This window comes from Tsuneonella sp. HG222, assembly GCF_053819185.1.
The window spans coordinates 448513-465949 of the sequence record NZ_JBSOQZ010000002.1; the positions used below are offsets into that span (position 1 = coordinate 448513).

General features: G+C 66.2%; 15 protein-coding genes. 7 read left to right on the forward strand and 8 right to left on the reverse strand.

Annotated elements, in window-relative coordinates; translation table 11 throughout:
- The first annotated feature begins 132 nt into the window (after window positions 1–132).
- Window positions 133–1212 carry a fatty acid desaturase family protein gene (locus ACWPMZ_RS13775; protein ID WP_455705158.1) on the forward strand — a complete coding sequence of 360 codons (1080 nt, stop codon included), beginning with the start codon at window positions 133–135 and terminating at the stop codon, window positions 1210–1212.
- Window positions 1213–1282: 70 nt separating this feature from the next.
- Here ACWPMZ_RS13775 and ACWPMZ_RS13780 read toward each other — a convergent pair whose 3' ends face one another.
- The 7 genes from ACWPMZ_RS13780 to ACWPMZ_RS13810 form a co-directional block, all read right to left on the reverse strand.
- Window positions 1283–1564 (reverse strand): hypothetical protein, encoded by a 282-nt coding sequence (locus ACWPMZ_RS13780; RefSeq protein WP_455704633.1) that lies wholly within the window; start codon window positions 1562–1564, stop codon window positions 1283–1285.
- A gap of 135 nt (window positions 1565–1699) precedes the next feature.
- Window positions 1700–2788, reverse strand: coding sequence for an LPS export ABC transporter permease LptG (gene lptG / locus ACWPMZ_RS13785; RefSeq protein WP_455704634.1), 1089 nt, complete (start codon window positions 2786–2788; stop codon window positions 1700–1702).
- Entirely contained in the window at window positions 2778–4031 is a 1254-nt protein-coding gene (locus ACWPMZ_RS13790; protein ID WP_455704635.1) for an LptF/LptG family permease, read from the reverse strand. Before ACWPMZ_RS13790 ends, lptG begins: the two co-directional genes overlap by 11 nt.
- 108 nt (window positions 4032–4139) lie before the next feature.
- Window positions 4140–4532: an ATP-dependent Clp protease adapter ClpS gene (gene clpS / locus ACWPMZ_RS13795; protein ID WP_455704636.1), complete on the reverse strand. Its 393-nt coding sequence runs from the start codon at window positions 4530–4532 to the stop codon at window positions 4140–4142.
- A 163-nt stretch (window positions 4533–4695) separates the two neighbouring features.
- Window positions 4696–5616, reverse strand: a complete 921-nt coding sequence (locus ACWPMZ_RS13800) for a phasin family protein (RefSeq protein ID WP_455704637.1) — start codon at window positions 5614–5616, stop codon at window positions 4696–4698.
- Between the two features lie 133 nt (window positions 5617–5749).
- Window positions 5750–6373, reverse strand: a complete 624-nt coding sequence (locus ACWPMZ_RS13805; RefSeq protein WP_455704638.1) for a nuclear transport factor 2 family protein — start codon at window positions 6371–6373, stop codon at window positions 5750–5752.
- A 133-nt stretch (window positions 6374–6506) separates the two neighbouring features.
- A complete protein-coding gene (locus tag ACWPMZ_RS13810; protein WP_455704639.1) occupies window positions 6507–8378 on the reverse strand; it encodes a PHA/PHB synthase family protein in 1872 nt (623 codons plus the stop codon).
- 119 nt (window positions 8379–8497) lie between these two features.
- On the opposite strand from ACWPMZ_RS13810, the gene ACWPMZ_RS13815 reads away from it, so the two are divergent.
- The 6 genes from ACWPMZ_RS13815 to ACWPMZ_RS13840 all read left to right on the forward strand — a co-directional run bounded on the left by ACWPMZ_RS13815 (window position 8498) and on the right by ACWPMZ_RS13840 (window position 15681).
- Window positions 8498–9697 (forward strand): LL-diaminopimelate aminotransferase, encoded by a 1200-nt coding sequence (locus tag ACWPMZ_RS13815; protein ID WP_455704640.1) that lies wholly within the window; start codon window positions 8498–8500, stop codon window positions 9695–9697.
- 96 nt (window positions 9698–9793) lie between these two features.
- Window positions 9794–10588 (forward strand): winged helix-turn-helix domain-containing protein, encoded by a 795-nt coding sequence (locus tag ACWPMZ_RS13820; protein WP_455704641.1) that lies wholly within the window; start codon window positions 9794–9796, stop codon window positions 10586–10588.
- Between the two features lie 20 nt (window positions 10589–10608).
- The gene (locus ACWPMZ_RS13825; RefSeq protein ID WP_455704642.1) at window positions 10609–12015 is read left to right on the forward strand and encodes an MFS transporter; all 1407 of its coding nucleotides are present in this window, start codon (window positions 10609–10611) and stop codon (window positions 12013–12015) included.
- On the forward strand, window positions 12015–13673 hold the full coding sequence (locus ACWPMZ_RS13830; RefSeq protein WP_455704643.1) for a dihydroxy-acid dehydratase domain-containing protein: 1659 nt from the start codon (window positions 12015–12017) through the stop codon (window positions 13671–13673). The genes ACWPMZ_RS13825 and ACWPMZ_RS13830 overlap by 1 nt, the downstream gene beginning before the upstream one ends.
- Before the next feature lie 254 nt (window positions 13674–13927).
- The gene (locus ACWPMZ_RS13835; protein ID WP_455704644.1) at window positions 13928–14728 is read left to right on the forward strand and encodes a hypothetical protein; all 801 of its coding nucleotides are present in this window, start codon (window positions 13928–13930) and stop codon (window positions 14726–14728) included.
- Between the two features lie 119 nt (window positions 14729–14847).
- Window positions 14848–15681, forward strand: coding sequence for an alpha/beta fold hydrolase (locus ACWPMZ_RS13840; protein ID WP_455704645.1), 834 nt, complete (start codon window positions 14848–14850; stop codon window positions 15679–15681).
- Here ACWPMZ_RS13840 and ACWPMZ_RS13845 read toward each other — a convergent pair.
- Window positions 15678–17315, reverse strand: coding sequence for a hypothetical protein (locus ACWPMZ_RS13845; RefSeq protein ID WP_455704646.1), 1638 nt, complete (start codon window positions 17313–17315; stop codon window positions 15678–15680). The two genes, ACWPMZ_RS13840 and ACWPMZ_RS13845, sit on opposite strands and share 4 nt — an antisense overlap.
- Window positions 17316–17437 lie beyond the last annotated feature (122 nt).

A 17437-nucleotide genomic window follows, 5' to 3' on the forward strand; every position in this document is an offset into this window, starting at 1 on the left:
ATTGCAGGTGGTGCCGGCGAATTGTCACGCCGGGCTGCAATTCGCAATGGGGGGCGACGGCACCGGGCCGGGCACTTGACCCGCCCGTTTGCGCGCACGGCGGCGCGAGACTAGGAAGCGACTATGGCGACGATGAACACCATTGCCGAAGGCGAACCCGTGTTCGCGCCGCGCACCGCGAAGCGCGTCCTTTCGGGCACGCCAGACGACAAGGCGATGTTCAAGGCCGCCGCCGAACTGACGCGCGACATCGCCGCCCACAAGCCGGCGATCTACTGGGCCGACATGCTGGGCAGCGCACTCACCGGCTATGCCGCGCTTGCCGGGGCGATCCTGCTGCGCGGGTGGCCGGCCTGGGCGAGCGGCGTGGTGGCGGCGCTGTTGCTGTACCGCGCGCTGCTGTTCATCCACGAGATTTCGCATTTCCGGAAGAACGAAGTTCCCGGCTTCGTGTTCGGCTGGAACGCGCTGGTCGGCGTGCCGCTGCTCATGCCCTCGCTGATGTACGAGGCGGTGCACACGCTCCACCATGCGCGCACCCGCTATGGCACGGCGGAAGATCCCGAATACCTGCCGCTGGCGCTTATGAAGCCGTGGTCGCTGCCGCTGTTCGTGCTGGTTGCGCTGCTCGCCCCGATCGGGCTGGTCGTGCGCTATGCCCTCCTCGCACCGCTCTCGGCAGTGATCCCGGCATTGCGCCGGCATGTGTGGGAGCGGTTTTCGGCCCTGCAGATCAACCCGGCGTTCCGCCGCCGGCCGCCCGAAGAGCAGCATCGCCGCTCGTTCTTCTGGCAGGAGGTTGGCGCAAGCCTGTGGGCCATCGCCCTGCTCTCGAGCGTCGTTTGGCTGGGCTGGCGGCCGCTGCTGATTGCGCTGGCGGTGTTTTCCGGGGTCGCGGTGCTTAATCAGTTGCGCACCCTCGTCGCCCATCTCTGGGAAAACGAGGGCGAGGCGATGACGGTGACGGGGCAGTATCTCGACAGCGTGAATGTGGAGCCGCCCCTGGCCGCGATCTGGGCGCCGGTGGGCCTGCGCTTCCACGCACTGCATCACCTGATGCCCTCGCTCCCCTACCACGCCCTGCCCGAGGCGCACCGCCGCATCAGCAACCACCTGGGGGCCGGATCGACCTATTCGCAGTCGATCCACCCGGGCATGGGGCCGCTGGTCATGCGTATTGCCCGCTCGACGATGCGCCGCACCGGCGGCTGAGGGACGGACAAAGAAAAAGGCCCCCCGCCGCAGGGCAGGGGGCCTTTCGCTATTTTGGCGCGGTAGGCGCTTAGTTGGTTTCGACCGTGGCGCTGCTGCCGTCGGTCGTGACGGTGGCGTCGCCAGCGTCGACGGTGCCGCTCACGCCGTCGGGACCGACGGTGACCGACGTGCCGTCTTCGACCGGGGTCGCGGCCGGGTCGACCACGGCGGTTTCGGTCGCGACCGGAGCCGGCTCGACAGTGGTGGTGCTGGCGTCAACGGTGGTCGAAGCATCTTCGGGGGCGCTGTCGCAGGCGGCCAGGCCGAGGGCGGCGGTGGCGGCGAGGGCGGCGAGGGTAAGCTTGTTCATGCGATTATCTCCTTCCAACGGCGATATCCCGCCAAGACTCGTGCCGGGACCGTTGGTTCCCGGAAAATGGCAAAATTGTGGCAAACCGCAATCATAAAAAGATCAAGGAATTCAACGGTTGATCAACGGTCCGTCTTATTCTTCGGTTTTGATGAGGACTGTTTCGCCAACCAGCAGGAACAGGAAGAACGGCGCCCAAGCAGCGAGAAGCGGCGGATAGCCGCCGAAACTGCCCATGGCGAGCGCGGCGTTGTCGACCACGAAATAGGCAAACCCCAGCGCCATCCCGATCACGGCCCGCGCGAAAAGGTGACCCGACCGGGCGAGCCCGAAACCGGCGACCGCGCCCAGCAGGGGCATGAGCAGGGCCGACAGCGGGCCGGACAGCTTGTGCCACCACTTGGCCTTCAATTCGGACGTACGCCGGCCCTCCGCGTCGAGCGCATCGATCGAGCGCGAAAGCTCCGCCAATCCCTGCGCGTCGGGATCGATCTTGCCCAACCGAACCTGGGCGAGCGAAAGGTCGCGGGCGACGACGACCGAACCGGGCTCCTGGGCGGTCTCGGCGGTCCGGACATCGAACACCGAGGGCTGGTCCAGCTTCCAGCCGGGCGCGGCGAAGACGGCGCGCTCTGCGCGCAACTGGCGCACGATCATCCCGCGTGGGTCGCGTTCGTAGAAGGTCACGCCGCGCATTTCCCCGCCGGCCGCGGCAGAGGCCGCGAGAATGCCGTTGCCTGAGGTGTAGTAGACGTTGGAGCGTACCGCGCTCTCCTTGGGAACGGGGCCGAATTCGACCGCGTCCCAGGCCTTCAGCTCCGCAGTGGCGCGGGTCACGACCAGTTCGTTGAACGCGAACGAGGCAGCCGAGACGATGCCCGCGGCAAGCAGAAGCGGGGCAAGCACTTGGTGAGCCGACATCCCCGCCGCCTTCATCGCGATGACTTCGGAGTTCTGATTGAGCGTGGCGAGCGTGATGATCGTCGCCAGCAGCACCGAATAGGGCAGGAACCGGGCCACGAGCTGCGGTATGCGCAGACCGACGTAGCGCAGCAGCTCTCCCTCACCGTTGCCTGGATAGGCCAGGATGTCGCCGCTGGTGGACAGCAGGTCGAGCATCATCAGGACCAGAACCAGCATGACCAGCACTGCCAGGATGCGGACGACGAAGGTCTTGGCCAGGTACTTCGTCAGCGCGGCCGATGGGAAGAAATCAAGCAGCAACGGGCACCAGCTCCTGATCGTCCGCGTCGGGATCGAGGCCCGCGCCCCGCTGATGTCCGCGCCGCCTGATCAGCTTGCGGACCCGCTTGGCGATCTTGGCATAGGCGGTCTCGAGCGCGCCGATCGCCTGCCCGCCGGGCACGAAGGCGACGCGGTAGAACATCCAGCCGATCAGCGCCGAGAACAGCACGAACGGACCCCACAGTGCGAGGTAGGGGTCGACCCGGCCCAGCTCCGCCACCGACTGCCCGTACTGGTTCACCTTGTGATAGGCGACGACCATAATGATCGACACGAACACGCCCAGCGCGCTGGTCGATCGCTTCGGCGGAATGGCCAAGGCGACGGCCAGCAGCGGCAGCATGAACATCATCACCACTTCGACCATGCGGTAGTTGAAGTTGGCCTGGCTGCCGATCTTCGCCGGTTCCGGCGCGTTGTCGCCCCAGCCCAGCTTGAGCAGTTCGGGCAGCAGGTATTCGCGGCTTTCGTCGCCCCGCGCGCGGAAACGCTCGATCGCCGGCAGGTCGATCGGCAGGTCGTGCTGGCTGAAGCTGAGCACGCGCGGGTCGGCGTTGGGCGGATCCTGCACGATGGTGCCGTCGAGCAACCGCAGGATGATGGTGTTGCGGTTTTCCCGGCTCGACAGGAACTGCCCCTCGCGCGCCGAGATCGAGAGGACCTGGCCGCTCTTGTCGGAAAAACGGGCGAAGATGCCCATCAGCTTGCGGCCTTCGTCCTCGCTGGCATCGATGCGCAGCGCCATGCGATCCTTCAGCGTGGTGAATTCGCCCACCTTGATCGATGCACCCAGCGCGCCCGAGCGCAGTTCGAATTCCTGCTGTTCGTAGGAATAGCGGGCCAGCGGCTGGAGATAGCCGACGATGGCGAAGTTGACCGCCACCAGCACCAGCGTGATCAGATAGGGCACCCGCAGCAGCCGGGTGTAGCTCCATCCGACCGCGCGCATCACGTCTAGTTCGCTCGACGTGGCCAGCTTGCGGAAGGCGAACAGGATGCCCAGCATCAGCCCCAGCGGAATGGCCAGGCCGGCATATTCCGGCATCAGGTTGACGAGCATCCGGAACACCACGCCGACCGGTCCGCCTTCGGTGGAGACGAACTCGAACAGGCGCAGCATCTTGTCGAGGATCAGCAACGAGGCCGCGATCAGGAACACCGCGAACATCGGCACCAGCACGAGGCGCAGGATGTATCGGTCGAGGGCGGTGATGAACTTCAAGCGGCGCGGTCGCTTTGCGGGCTGAGGGGGCGGGCAGACGGGCTCGCGCGGCTGTAACAGCGCTTTCCCGTCAGGTCATGCAATGAAATGCGCCAGGGCGCGGAAGGTTCAAGCCTTCTCCAATGTGCATTGCAGAGGGTGCTGGTTCTGCCGGGCGAAATCCATCACCTGGTTCACCTTGGTCTCCGCCACTTCGTAGGGGAACACGCCGCACACCCCCACGCCGCGCTGGTGGACGTGGAGCATGACCCGGGTGGCCTGCTCCAGATCCATGCGGAAGAAGCGCTTCAGCACCAGAACGACGAATTCCATCGGCGTGTAGTCGTCGTTCAGCATCAGAACCTTGTATTGGCTCGGCTTCTTGGATCTGGCGCGGGTCTTGGTAGCGACGCCGACCTGACCGTCCCCGTCGGAGACCCCGATCCCGTCGTCTGGCGGGTCATCGCCCGCCGCGCGGGTGGCGGGCAGGCGCAGGGGTGTGAAGGGGTGATTCAGGGTCATCTCGCTTGCGAATATCGTAACGAACGGGCTGGCCGCAACCCTTGCTCAGCGCAGGAGCGGCGCGGGGCCGGGAAAAGGGAACGGGCCGAATGCTCGAAAGCATCCGGCCCGTAGTGCCGCTCCTGGGAGAGGAGAGAGAGGGAGCGGCGGAGCTGGTCTGAGCTCAGGCGGCCTTCGAGAGCTTCTCGGCGGCCAGGCTGACGCGGCCCGAAATCGGGGCGAACGCATCGGCATAGAGCTTCATCATGTCGTCGCTGGCCTTCGAAGAGAAGGAGACGAAGGTGTCGAAGTTGCGGCGGGCGAGCTTGCCCTGCAGCTGGAACAGTTCGGTCGGGCTCTTGACCGAGGCCATTTCCTTGACGTCGGCAGTGACGGTTTCATAGGCCGACTTGGCCTCTTCCACCATCGACTTGCCCATGCCCTGCATGCCGGCCGAGAGGATCTTGCCGCTCTCGACCATGGCTTCGACGTTGCCCTTGGCGAAGTCGGTCATCTCGCCGGCGTAGACGGTGCTCTTTTCGTAGGCGGCCTTGGCCTTGCTCTGCATGTCGCCCATGGCGTCGGAGAAGGGCTTGGAGAAATCGGGGGTCTTGGCAGTAGCCATGATCTTTTCCTTGAGTTGCGAAATCGAGGGAATGGGTTTGGTAACGGCGGCGACGGCTGGCTTCGCCACAACGGCGACGGCCATCCGGGCCTTCTTGATCGGTGCCCTGGCAGCGGCGACCTTGGCGGGCGCTTTCTTGCTGACCGGGGCGGACTTGGCGGCAATCGCTGGCTTTCTGCCCTTGGCCTTGGCCCGAACCGGGGCCTTGGCCTTTCTGGCAGTGGGCTTGGCAGCGGCCTTTTTCGCCGGAGCGGGGCGGGCTGCGGCTTTCACCGCGGGCTCGGCCTGCTTCGGCGCCGGGGTCTTGTCCGGGGCCGCGGCAACGGGCTCTTCGGCCTTGGCCGAGACGGCGGGAGCGGGATCGCTCTTCACCAGCGTGGCTTCAGCCTTGGGCGCGGGTGCAACCGGTTTGGCTTCAGCCGCGGCTGCGGCGTAAGCTTCTTCGGCGCTGGTCGCAGCTTTGTCGGTCGACTCGGCCATCTCGTCCTCGCATCCATGCCGAGCAGGCGCGATTGCCGGCTCTTGTTGCACTGCACAAAATATGCATTGCAAACGCGAAGTCAAGGAATTTTTGTGCAGTGCACAATCGACCGGTCGAGGATGACGCCCTTGGCTATTTCTCGCGGGGGTCCGCTTCGCCCATTTCGGGATAGAACAGCGCGCGGTTGCCGATGCGTTCATTGAGGATGCGGCGTTCCTGGATGTACCAGCGCCCGTCGATCTTCACGTACTTGTCCTCGTAATGGCCGAACTCGGAGACGAAGAACGGGCCGCCCTCCACGTCGTGGTTGACCCCCAGCCACATGCCCACGTCGTGCGCGGTATCGGGCCCGGTGAAATCGATCCGCTGGTTCATGTGGATGTGGATCATCCGCGGGCGGAACGTGGCGTCGGCGGGGAGCTTCTTGCGCCCGGTGCCAAAGCCCTTGAGGTTCTCGTAGATCGCCTCGCGGCCGCGCTCCACGCCGCCGGCCCAGTACATCACCGCGTCGGGCGCGAAGGTTTGCGCGTAGGTGTCGAGATCGCCCGCATCGAGCGCGATGAAATAGGTGTTCAGCAGGTTGACGATCGAGACGTAGTCGTGCGCCCGGCCTTCGGGCACCTCAGGCGGGAACGGGCTCACGGCCTTGGGCTGGGGCGTCTTGGCCCAGTCGGTCACGCCCGGCGCGCCGAGTTGCGCCGATGCGGGCGCCAGCGGCAGGGCCGCGCAAGCCAGTACGATCGCCAGTCTCTTCATCCAATTTCTCCCTTCGCGGCGCGATCGGTTGCCGGTCCGCGCATCCCGCCGGGCAGTCTGCCCGACATCGTTCGACAGGTATAGTGCGCGCCGGCCGCGGGTAACGGGAAATCGCTTTACGGAAACGGGGCTCTCAGCGGGTCGCGACGTAGCGGCCCGGTGCGCTCTCGATGCAGGGATCGCCCTTGCCGCCCGGCCGCCGCTTGCCGTCCGCCTTGACCGTCTCCGCGTCGAGCGCGGCGAGCCACGCGCGCCAGTGCGGCCACCAGCTACCGGGATGTTCCGTGGCGCCCGCGACGAATTGCTCCAGGCTGTCCGCAGCCGCCGCGTTGGTCCAATACTGGTACTTGCCCGAACCCGGCGGGTTGACCACCCCGGCGATATGCCCGCTTCCGGCCAGCACGAAAGTCACCGGCCCGGCAAGGATTCCCGTCAGCTTCCACACGCTTTCGGGAGGCGCAATGTGATCCTCGCGCCCGGCCTGCACGTAGGCGGGCGTCTCCACCAGGCCGAGGTCGATCGGCGTGCCGTCGGCACTCATGGCCTCGGGCTCGACCAGCCGGTTGTCGCGGTAGAGGTCGCGCAAGTAGGCCTCGTGCCACTTGGCCGGCAAGTTGGTGACGTCGCTGTTCCAGTGCAGCAGGTCGAAAGCGGGATAATCCTCGCCCAGCAGGTAATGGTTGACCACGTAGTTCCAGATCAGGTCGGTGCCGCGCAGCAGGTTGAACGTCGCGGCCATGTAGCGGCCGTCGAGAAAGCCGCCCTGGCTGGCCTGGCGGATCATCGCCAGTTGTGTTTCGTCAACGAAATGGCGCAGGTCGCCGGCTCGCTCGAAATCGACCTGGGCGGTGAAGAAGGTCGCGCTGGCGACCTTGGCGGCCTCGCCGCGCCGCGCCAGGATCGCCAGCGTGGCGGCCAGCGTGGTGCCCGCGACGCAATACCCGATCGCATGGACGGACGGCACGTCCAACCGCTCGCGCACGTGATCGATCGCCTGCATCTGGGCGCGGACGTAATCGTCCCACACGACCTCGGCCATGCTCTCGTCGGCAGAGCGCCAGCTGACCATGAAGACGGTCAGCCCCTGGTCCACTGCCCACTTCACGAAGCTCTTCTTCGGATTGAGGTCGAGGATGTAGAACCGGTTGATCCACGGCGGGAAGATAACCACCGGGATCGCCGCGACCTCGGCCGTGGCCGGGCTGTACTGGATCAGCTGGAACAGCTCGGTCTCGAACACAACCTTGCCCGGGGTCGCCGCGATCGTCTCGCCCAGGCGGAACTGGCTGGAATCGGTGTGGGTCAGCTGGCCCTTCTCGAGATCGGCGGCAAGCCGCTCCATCCCGCGCACAAGGTTCGCCCCGTGGGTCTCGAGCGTGCGTTCGAGCACGACCGGGTTGGTCAGCGGAAAGTTGGCCGGGCTGATCGCGTCGAGCACGCTCTTGGTGGCGAACCGCAGTTGCTGCCGCTCGCCATCGTCGATCCCGCCGACTTCATCGACGATCTCGGCCAGCCGCTCGGCGAACAGCAGGTAGGTCTGGTGGATCAGCGCGAAGACCGGCTGGTCGCGCCAGGCCGGATCGGCGAAGCGGCGGTCCTTGCGGGGCAGGGCCGGGTCGCTTGCGGCCTCCCCGGTGCCCCGCGGACCCATGCCGTACTGCGCGAGGATGTCCTCCCACAGGTCCATCCCTTCCTGCCATAGGGCCTGCTGGCGCTGCACGTCGAGCATCGGCATCTGCTGGTACCAGGTCTGCATCAGCCCCAGCCATTGCGCGGGATCGGCGAACAGCGGCACGGGAATCTCGGCCGGCGCGCTGTTCCCCGGCGCGTGAACGTCAAGCCACATGGCCTGCAGCTTCGCGGCGGATTCCCCCCATTCGGCAAGTGCCTGCGGGTCCGGGATTGTCGCCGCGACGACGGCCTGCGCCGCCTCGCTCTGCATCCGCAGCATCTCGGCGAAGATGTCGGCGGCGTCGTTCGGGGCGGGGCTGTCGGTCTCGCTCATGATCTCTCGTTAACTGCGGCGCGTGACGGTTGCGAGCAATCAATTGCGTGTCTTGCGCGATTCCGCCAATGATAAGTTGCGCGGCAATGGTGCCGCCTACAAGTTCCAGCAAAGGTCCCATGGACAGCGATTTCTACCGCATCAAGCGCCTGCCGCCCTACGTCATCGCCGAAGTCAACGCGATGCGTCACGCAGCACGCCAGGCGGGCAGGGACATCATCGACCTTGGCATGGGCAATCCCGACCTGCCGCCGCCGCGGCACGTGATCGACAAGATGTGCGAAGTCGCGGCCAAGCCCGATGCGCACGGCTATTCCCAGTCCAAGGGCATTCCGGGCCTGCGCCGGGCGCAGGCAAATTATTACCAGCGGCGTTTCGGGGTCGAGCTTGATCCCGAGCGCGAGGTGGTCGTCACCATGGGCTCGAAGGAAGGGCTCGCCAGTCTGGCCACCGCGATCACCGCGCCCGGCGACGTGATCATGGCGCCCAACCCGAGTTATCCGATTCACACCTTCGGCTTCATCGTCGCGGGCGCCTCGATCCGGTCGGTGCCGACGACGCCCGATGCGAACTACTGGGCCGCGCTCGAGCGGGCGATGCGCTTCACCGTGCCGCGCCCCACGGTGCTGATCGTCAACTTCCCGTCCAATCCCACCGCCGAGACGGTGGACGTCTCGTTCTACGAAAAGCTCGTCGACTGGGCCAAGGAGAACAAGGTCTGGATCGTCTCCGACCTCGCCTATTCCGAGCTCTATTTCGACGGCAAGCCGACCGCATCGATCCTGCAGGTGCCCGGCGCCAAGGACGTCGCGGTCGAATTCACGTCGATGAGCAAGACCTTCTCGATGGCCGGCTGGCGGATCGGCTTCGCGGTGGGCAACCAGCAACTGATCGCCGCGCTCACGCGCGTGAAGTCCTATCTCGACTACGGCGCCTTCACGCCTATCCAGGCGGCCGCCTGCGCTGCGCTCAATGGCCCGCAGGACATCGTCGAGCGCAACCGCGAGCTCTACCAGAAGCGTCGCGACGTCATGGTCGAGGCGTTCGGCCGCGCCGGCTGGGAAGTGCCTCCCCCGCCGGCCAGCATGTTCGCCTGGGTGCCTTTGCCGCCCGCATTGCGCGAGATGGGCAGCCTGGAATTCTCGAAGCAGCTTCTCACCCACGCCGATGTTGCGGTGTCGCCGGGCGTTGGCTTTGGCGAGATGGGCGAGGGGCACGTGCGCATCGCCATGGTCGAGAACGAACAGCGGCTGCGGCAGGCTGCCCGCAACATCAAGCGCTACTTCCAGCAGATGGGGCTCAACAGCTCGGCGGCCTGACCGCCCGCGGGAAAACTTCGCCCAGCCTTGCGATTCCCGGCTTGCGCCCGCCGCGCGAAGCTGTTGCGATGCGTCGTCGGGGATGGAGACAGGGTTGTGAAGACCTTTGGACGGGTTTCGCCGCAGCGCGACCCGCCGGAGCGCTGGGATCTGCGCAGGCTTGGCTGGCACCTGTGCCGCGGGATCGGCGGGCGCCAGGCGGACTGCCGCCACGTTCTGCTGGTCGATACGCGCGGTGTGGGGCCGACCGGGCGGCGCGAGCTTGCCCCTGCCGATGCTCCGGCCTGGCGCCTGCTGATGATCGGGGTCGAGGAACCCGCCGAGCGCGCCCACCTGCTCACGACCGGGGTGGCGGAGGCAATGGGCATCGAAGTTTCCCTCGGCGAGCTAGAGGCCCGCGCCCGGCGCGTGGATGAGATGTTCGATCGCCTCCCGCGCCAGCGGCGGTTCGGCCCGCTGACGCTCGACCTGGTCCACCGCGACGCTCGTTGCCAGGGGCGCTGGCTCGCCCTTCATCCCCGCGAGTTCGAGGTGCTCTGGCGTCTGTCCGATGCACCCGGCGTGCGGGTCAGCCGCAAGCAGTTGCTCGCGGACGTCTGGCGTCTTGCGCACGAACCGGAAACCAACAGCCTCGCGGTCCACGTTTCGCGCCTGCGGGCCAAGTTGGCGCAGCGCGGATGCGAGAACCTGATCCAGACCGATCCGCGCGGCGGCTACCGCTTGACCCACGACCGACTCGCTGCGCCTGCCCTCGACCCTGCGGCCGATGACGGTCTCGACCGCTACCTCCGCACCAGCCCGTTCTGGCCCCTGGTCGAAGAACCGGCATTGAATGAGGAATCAGGGGTATCCCTGCATGAGGTCCGGCGATACCATTGCCTTGCTAAGTAAATCCACGGGAGAGGATTCGAATGGCCACCAGCGCCCAAGGCCGCACACTGGACGTCACCACGTTCCTCGACCGGGCGATGACCCCGTTCCATCGCCGGCTGCTGTTGATCTCGTGCCTCGTCACCTTCTTCGACGGGCTCGACTTCTCGCTCATCGCCTACACGCTGCCCTACCTGCGCGAAGAGATGGGCCTGTCCGACGTGATGACCGGTTACGTCAGCTCGGCGGCGTTCCTGGGCCAGATGATCGGCAGCCTGGTGGGCAGCTACATCGCCGACATCATCGGCCGCCGCCCGGTCATCCTGTGGTGCACGATCCTGTCGGCGATCCTTACCTTCGTCACCGGATATGCGAACACTCCGGAAATGCTCATCGGCCTGCGCTTCATCGGCGGGCTGGCGATCGGCGGCCTGCTTGCCCCGGCCTGGTCGCTGAACATCGAATCCATGCCTGCCGGCAAGCGGGCTACGGCGGTGACCATTATCATGCTGGGCTTTTCCGCCGGCGGCGCTGCCGCGGGGCAAGTGACCAACTTCATCGCCCCGGTGTACGGCTGGGAAGGCGTGTTCTTCGTCTGCGGCGCGGCTACGGGGGTGCTTGCCATCGCGCTCCAGTTCACCTTGCCGGAAAGCGCCCGCTGGTTGGTCGCGAAAGGGCGTCCCGCGGCCGAGGTCCTTCCGCTGCTTAGCCGGTATGACCCTGCGGTGGCGCAGGCCGGCTATACCGAACTCGTCCTGTCCGACGAGAAGAAGTCGGCCGGGGAATCGCCCTGGGCCAAGTCGGCCGCGCTGTTCAAGGGCGCGCTCGCGTTCATCACCCCGGTCATCTGGTTCACCTATTTCTGTTCCAGCTTCGCGATCTACCTGAAGGCGAGCTTCGGCGTCCTGTTCATGGAAGAGCTTGGGATCGAGCGGATGACCGCGGCCAACCTCGCATCGATCGGCGGGTTGATCGGGGCGGTCGGCGGGGTGGTCCTGCTGATGTTTACCGAAAAGCGCGGGCCGATCTGGATCGCGCTCGCGCCGCTGATCGGGGTGCCGCTGGCGTTGCTGATCGGTTCGGGCTGGATCGATGGGGGATCGCTGTTCATTCCCATCATCCTGATCGGCGGGATCACTATCGGCGTGGGCCACGCGGCGGTAATCTCGATGACCAGCGTCTACTATCCCAGCTCGATCCGTTCGACCGGCGGCGGCTGGGCGAGCTTCATGGCTAAGTTCGCCGCGGTCGCCGCGCCGATCGTCGGCGGGTACTGGTTCCTCGGCAGCCGCGATGCGGTGCTTCATGGCTACAGCTTCACCGCGCTGTGCCTTGCCGGCGTGGTCATCGGCATCCTGTTGCTCGCCGTGGGCGCCAGGCGACTCATGGCCGAGAAGGAGGCCGAGCGCGTAGCCGATGCCGGGCTCGCTGCGGAGCCGGCCGAATAATGCCCGCCCTCCGTTCCCTCGCCGCCAATTCTCCCAGCCGCCGCGCCAACTGGCGCGCGCTCGGCATCAGCAAGGAGGATATGGAGAAACCGAAGATCGCGGTGGTCAATTCCTCGTCCGAATTGGCTATCTGCTATGCCCACCTCGACGGCATCGCGGCCATGGTGAAGGAGGAAATCCGCGCGGCCGGCGGCCTGCCGTTCGAGGTCCGGACCGTGGCGCCGAGCGACTTCATCACCGGCGCGGGCAAGCAGGGCAGCTACATCCTTGCCGGGCGCGACATCATCGCCAACGATATCGAGGTGCAGGTCGAGGCGGCCATGCTCGACGGGATGATCTGCCTGACGAGCTGCGACAAGACTCCGCCCGGCCACCTGATGGCCGCCGCCCGGCTCGACATCCCGACGATCCTCGTCATCGGCGGCTATCAGCAGGCGGGCGAGATCGATGGCGAGCCGGTCGACGTGGAGGACCTGTGGTCGGGCACCATCGCCGAACGCTTCGGCAAGGCGCCCAAGTTCCCCATTGCGCAGATGGCCGAGAACGCGATCATGGGGCCCGGCGTCTGCGCTGGAATGGCGACGGCAAACACCATGCACTGCGTGGTCGAGGCGCTCGGCATGTGCCTGCCGGGCCATGCCCCCGTACGCGGCAATTCTCCCAAGATGCAGGCCAACGCCCGCGAAGCTGCGAGGCGAATCGTGGAAATGGTCGGCGAAGACCTGCGCCCGCGCCAGATCCTGACTGAAGGCGCCTTTCGCAATGCCGTGGCCACCGTGCTCGCGGTGTCGGGCTCGATCAATGCCATCAAGCATCTCCAAGCCACGGCGATCGAGGCGCAGAGCGGGATCGACGTCTTTGCCCTGTGGGAGGAGATGAGCGACGTGCCGGTCCTGTCCGCCGTGCGGCCGACCGGCGACGTGCGGATCGAACGGTTCGAGGATGCCGGCGGCGCCCGCGCGGTCCTCAAGCGGCTCGAAGGACGGATCGACATCGAAGCACTGACCTGCAGCGGCAAGACCCTGGGCGAGAACCTGGCGGGCTACGCCATTCCCGGCCCGGAGGTGATCCGCCCGGTGGACGATCCGGTCGGCAAGGGGCCCAGCATCGCCATCCTGTCGGGAAGCTTCGCCGAAACCGCGGTGGTGCGGCTGGGCATCCGCGACGGGTCGCGGCCCGAGGAATTCTCCGGTCCGGCCCGCGTGTTCGAAGACACGCCCAGCTGCATGCAGGCGATCCAGGACGGCGTGATCCAGCCCGGCGACGTCATCGTCACGCGCAACCAGGGCCTCCGTGGCGGCCCGGCGATGGGTGGGGGTGCCAGTCTCATTCTCTTCGCGCTCGACGCCGCGGGCCTCGCCAAGTCGACCGCCTTCGTAACCGACGGGCAGCTCTCCGGGCTGTGCCTCAAGGGGCTGACGGTGGCCGAGGTCCACCCCGAGGCTGCAACCGGCGGTCCGATCGGCAAGCTGCGCGATGGCGACATCGTGACGATCAGCGTAGCCAACCGCAGCATCGACCTCGAGGTTGCGCCGCAGGATCTGGCGAACAGGGAAGGGCCGGGCTTCCGCACGCCGGCCAGCGGTTACCTGGCAAGCTTCCGCGACACGGTGCAGGACATGAGCACCGGCGGCGTCCTCCTGCCACCGAGCTGTTGAATTGAATGATCAAGAGCGGTGCGCGGTGACAATGTTTTGAACAGTGCAATTCTTCACACGAGCAAATCTCAAAACTCGAACAAACTGAAGCGCAAGGTCAGTCGTTACGTGCCTGCGGCGAGATGCACCGAAATGAAGCAAATCGTTAAAAATCAGTAAGACTCTCTACCTAACTAAAGGTAAGTCTTCTCCATCGGCAATAGTGCCGGACGAGCGACTCGCAAGAGATGCGGGCTTGCTACAGGAGAGCTGAAATGGCGATTGAAAGTTATATCGTTGAAGAAGGTCCAGGTCGGGGCCGCGGGCATACGCAACACGGTAACGGTAAAGGTCTCGGGCACCTCAAGCACGGGGATGAGGCCATGTCCGACGGCTATTACACGATGGCGATTACCGGGATCGACCATGACAATCCCACAGGCGTCAGCGAGACCAGTCCACTCAGCACGCTGGCTGACGGCTCGCAAATGAATACCGAAGTGCGCGAGGGCCGGATTGCTACGGTCGACGGGCCGGCAGGCGGGGACGACAACGGGGCCTTGCTTCTCGAAACCGACAGCAACAATGGTCGTCTACGGGTAAACACCCTGCTTGACTCTGATCAGCAGGTCTCTCTGGGCGATCTCGACCAACTTTCTTTCGAATACTATGTCGACAGTTCGGATCGCAGCGACGTGACGCCCGTCTTGCGCTTGTTCATCGATGCCGATGGCGACCTCGCCACCACGGCCGACCGCGGCGAGCTCGTTTTCGAGTACGCCTATCAGGGCGATGGACCAGTTACTCAGGACACCTGGCAGACCGCAGACCTCGCGGGCGACGACTGGACCGCCTGGCAACGTTCCGGCGGGGAGAATCGCGATCAGATCGTCAATATGACGGAATTGAGTGACTGGGCGGACGCCGACGGCTTTACTCCGGCTGGTGGGCTCAACTTCAACGAGGACAGTATCGTCCTCGCATGGTCGGTCGCTTATGGCTCCGGCAATGGTACCGGCGTGCTGTATCTCGACGATCTTCAGGTCGGCGGCGTACAGTATGATTTCGTAGTCTGACGAGCGTACCGGCCGCGCCCAACCGCGCGGCCGGTACAGCCTTTTAGATCGGCGGTATGCTGGCGGGACCACGGCGCAGGCGCTAGAGGCCTTCTTCGGGCACGGAGGCCGCGTCAGGAATGTTTTTCGAACTCGAGCGCGCGCGGATCTTCTTCGACACAGTCGGGCCGCAGCTCGAGCGGACCGCGCAGGGCGTGCGCGAACGGCCCACGCTGATCGCGCTTCACGGCGGGCCGGGCTACGACCACACCACGCTGCGCCCGTGGTTCGACCGCTTCGCCGACACCCACCAGGTGCTCTACATCGATCACCGCGGCAACGGGCGCTCGACCGGCGATTTCGCCGACATGCACCTGGAACGCTGGGCGGCCGACATAAAGGACATCTGCGACCGGCTGGGCATCGTGAAGCCCGTGGTGATGGGGCAGAGCTTCGGGGGCATGGTGGCGATGCGCTATGCCGCTGACTATCCCGAACATCCGGCGAAGGTCATTCTGTCGTCAACCGCGCCGCGACTGCTGCTCGAGGAATCGATGGCCATGTTCGCCCGCCTGGGTGCTTCGCCCGAGGCGCTGGACGTCGCCCGCCGCAACCTGACCGAGCCGGACGAAGCGGTCAGCACGCGCTATGCCGAGCTTTGCCTGCCGCTCTACAACAAGAGCGCCGCGCTGACCTCGGGGATGCCCGAGCGGCGCACCCCGGTGACGCTGCACTTCTTCCGCAACGAGTTCCGAACCATGGACCTGCGCTCGCACGTGGCGCGAATCGAGGCGCCCACTCTGGTGCTGGCCGGCGGCCTAGACCCGATCACGCCTGTCGCCTGCGCGCGCGAACTGGCCGGGGCTATCGGCCCCAACGCGCGGCTGGAGGAATTCCCCCACTGCGGCCACGGCGTCTACCGCGACGATCCCGAAGGCGCCGAACGCGTCCTGCGGAAATTCCTTGCCGCCTAGGCGCGCACCGCGAACAGGATCGCGTTGTTGATCGCGTAGACCGTGCCTTCGGGCCCCACCAGCGTGGGGGTGTAGGCCTGGCCGAGACCGTTGGTCAGCTTCACGCTCTGGGTCAGGGTGTTGGTGGTCAGGTCCCAGCGATAGAGGATGCCATCCTCGTTGTTCGCCAGCACCGACTTGCGGGCAGGATCGGCGGCCATCGTATTGATGCACCACTCCTTGCGAGAGTTAGGCGTGTAATAGTCGTTCGTCGGCCCCAGGATGGTCATCACCTCGCGCATGCACTGCACGCTCGGCGTCACCGGATCGGCTTGCGAGGTGCGCGGGTCGAGCACGGCCAGGCGGTTCAGCCCGTCGCCCGTCCCGGCCTGAAAGTAATTGTTGTACTTGAGCGCCAGCAGGTAGGTCGACGGGCCGGTGTAGGACGGCACCATCGCAATCGGGATGATCGTGGGCGACACGTCCCAACCGAAGCTGCCGGGCGCGCCGGCGGAATTGAGCAGCGAGTCGAACTGCAGCAGCCAGCCGCGCGCGTTGTGGGTGCCGAACACGCCCTCCAGCACGCCGTAGAACACCCGGCCGTCCGGTCCGACGACGGGTGAGGACGTCCCGTTGTCGTTCAGCCGCGCCTGGCCGCCGGTACCCGGATCGATCAGCTCGACCTTCGCCTTGGTCACGAGGGTCGTCGCGTCGAGCGCGAGCAGCATCCCTGTCTGGTTGGTGGCCGCCGAACCGCCGCGATTGACCGCGATGTAGACCGTGCCGCCATCGTTGGAGATGGCGGGAGCGCAGTTGGTCGCGGGCTTGAGGATCGTGGGATCGCCGGCAGCGGCCGCCGCGCCGACCCACTTCATCGATCCGTCGATGCCAATGCGTGCGATGCCGCTGACCAGGTTGGCCGGATTGGCGCCCGTGACCTGGAAGCCGAAGAACAGATTGCCCGCGGCGTCGGCCGTGAGCGGCGTATTGACGAAGACCGTCGCGTTGTAGGTCGCCGGCGCCGCGTCGTAGGCGGAGGCGCCGTAGAAGGTCTGCGGCAAGGCGATAAGACCTGGCAGGTCGGCATCCTGGCGCGCCATGATCCGGCCGCCGGCCGCGGGGTAGTAGAACCGGCCCTGCGCGGTCAGCAGAATGTTCATCGGCGGCGTCCAGTTCGACGGGGGCAGGGCGTAATCGGTCGCCGCCTGCCAGACGAGCGAACCGTCGCTGCCCTTGTGCGCCTCGACCCTGAAGCCGCCCGTGGCGCCGGTCTTCACCGGGATGATCACCGTGTCGCGAATGGTCACGACTGGCGAGCCGTAGTGCGTCAGCAGGCCTCCGCTGGCGGTGTACTGGGGGGCCACGTCGACCGGCGTCTGCCAGGCGACCTTGCCCAGGTTCTGGCTCGCGATGGCGCTCAGCGCGGTGTGCTGAGCGTCGCGGCCGTAGCCGTACCAAGCCGGGCCGACGACAGGGCCGGCGGTCGCCGTCGGGGTGGGCGTCGGTGTCGGCAAAGGGCTGGGCGTGGGGGCGGGCGTGCCGCCGCCTCCGTCTCCGCCCCCGCACCCCGCCAGGATGGCGGTGGACGACAGCATGGCCAGCGTATGGCGCCGCGAAACTGCGCCGGCGCTGCCTTTTTCGGTGTGACGACCCATGATTAGCTCCCTCTTTTTCCCTGGCGCAGCCTGCACCTGCTCCGCACCGCGTGCAAGGGGTGGGGCGACGAACGGCGTTCGTCGATCCACGGGCGCCGTTGGCCGAGAATGGAGCCTTTGCG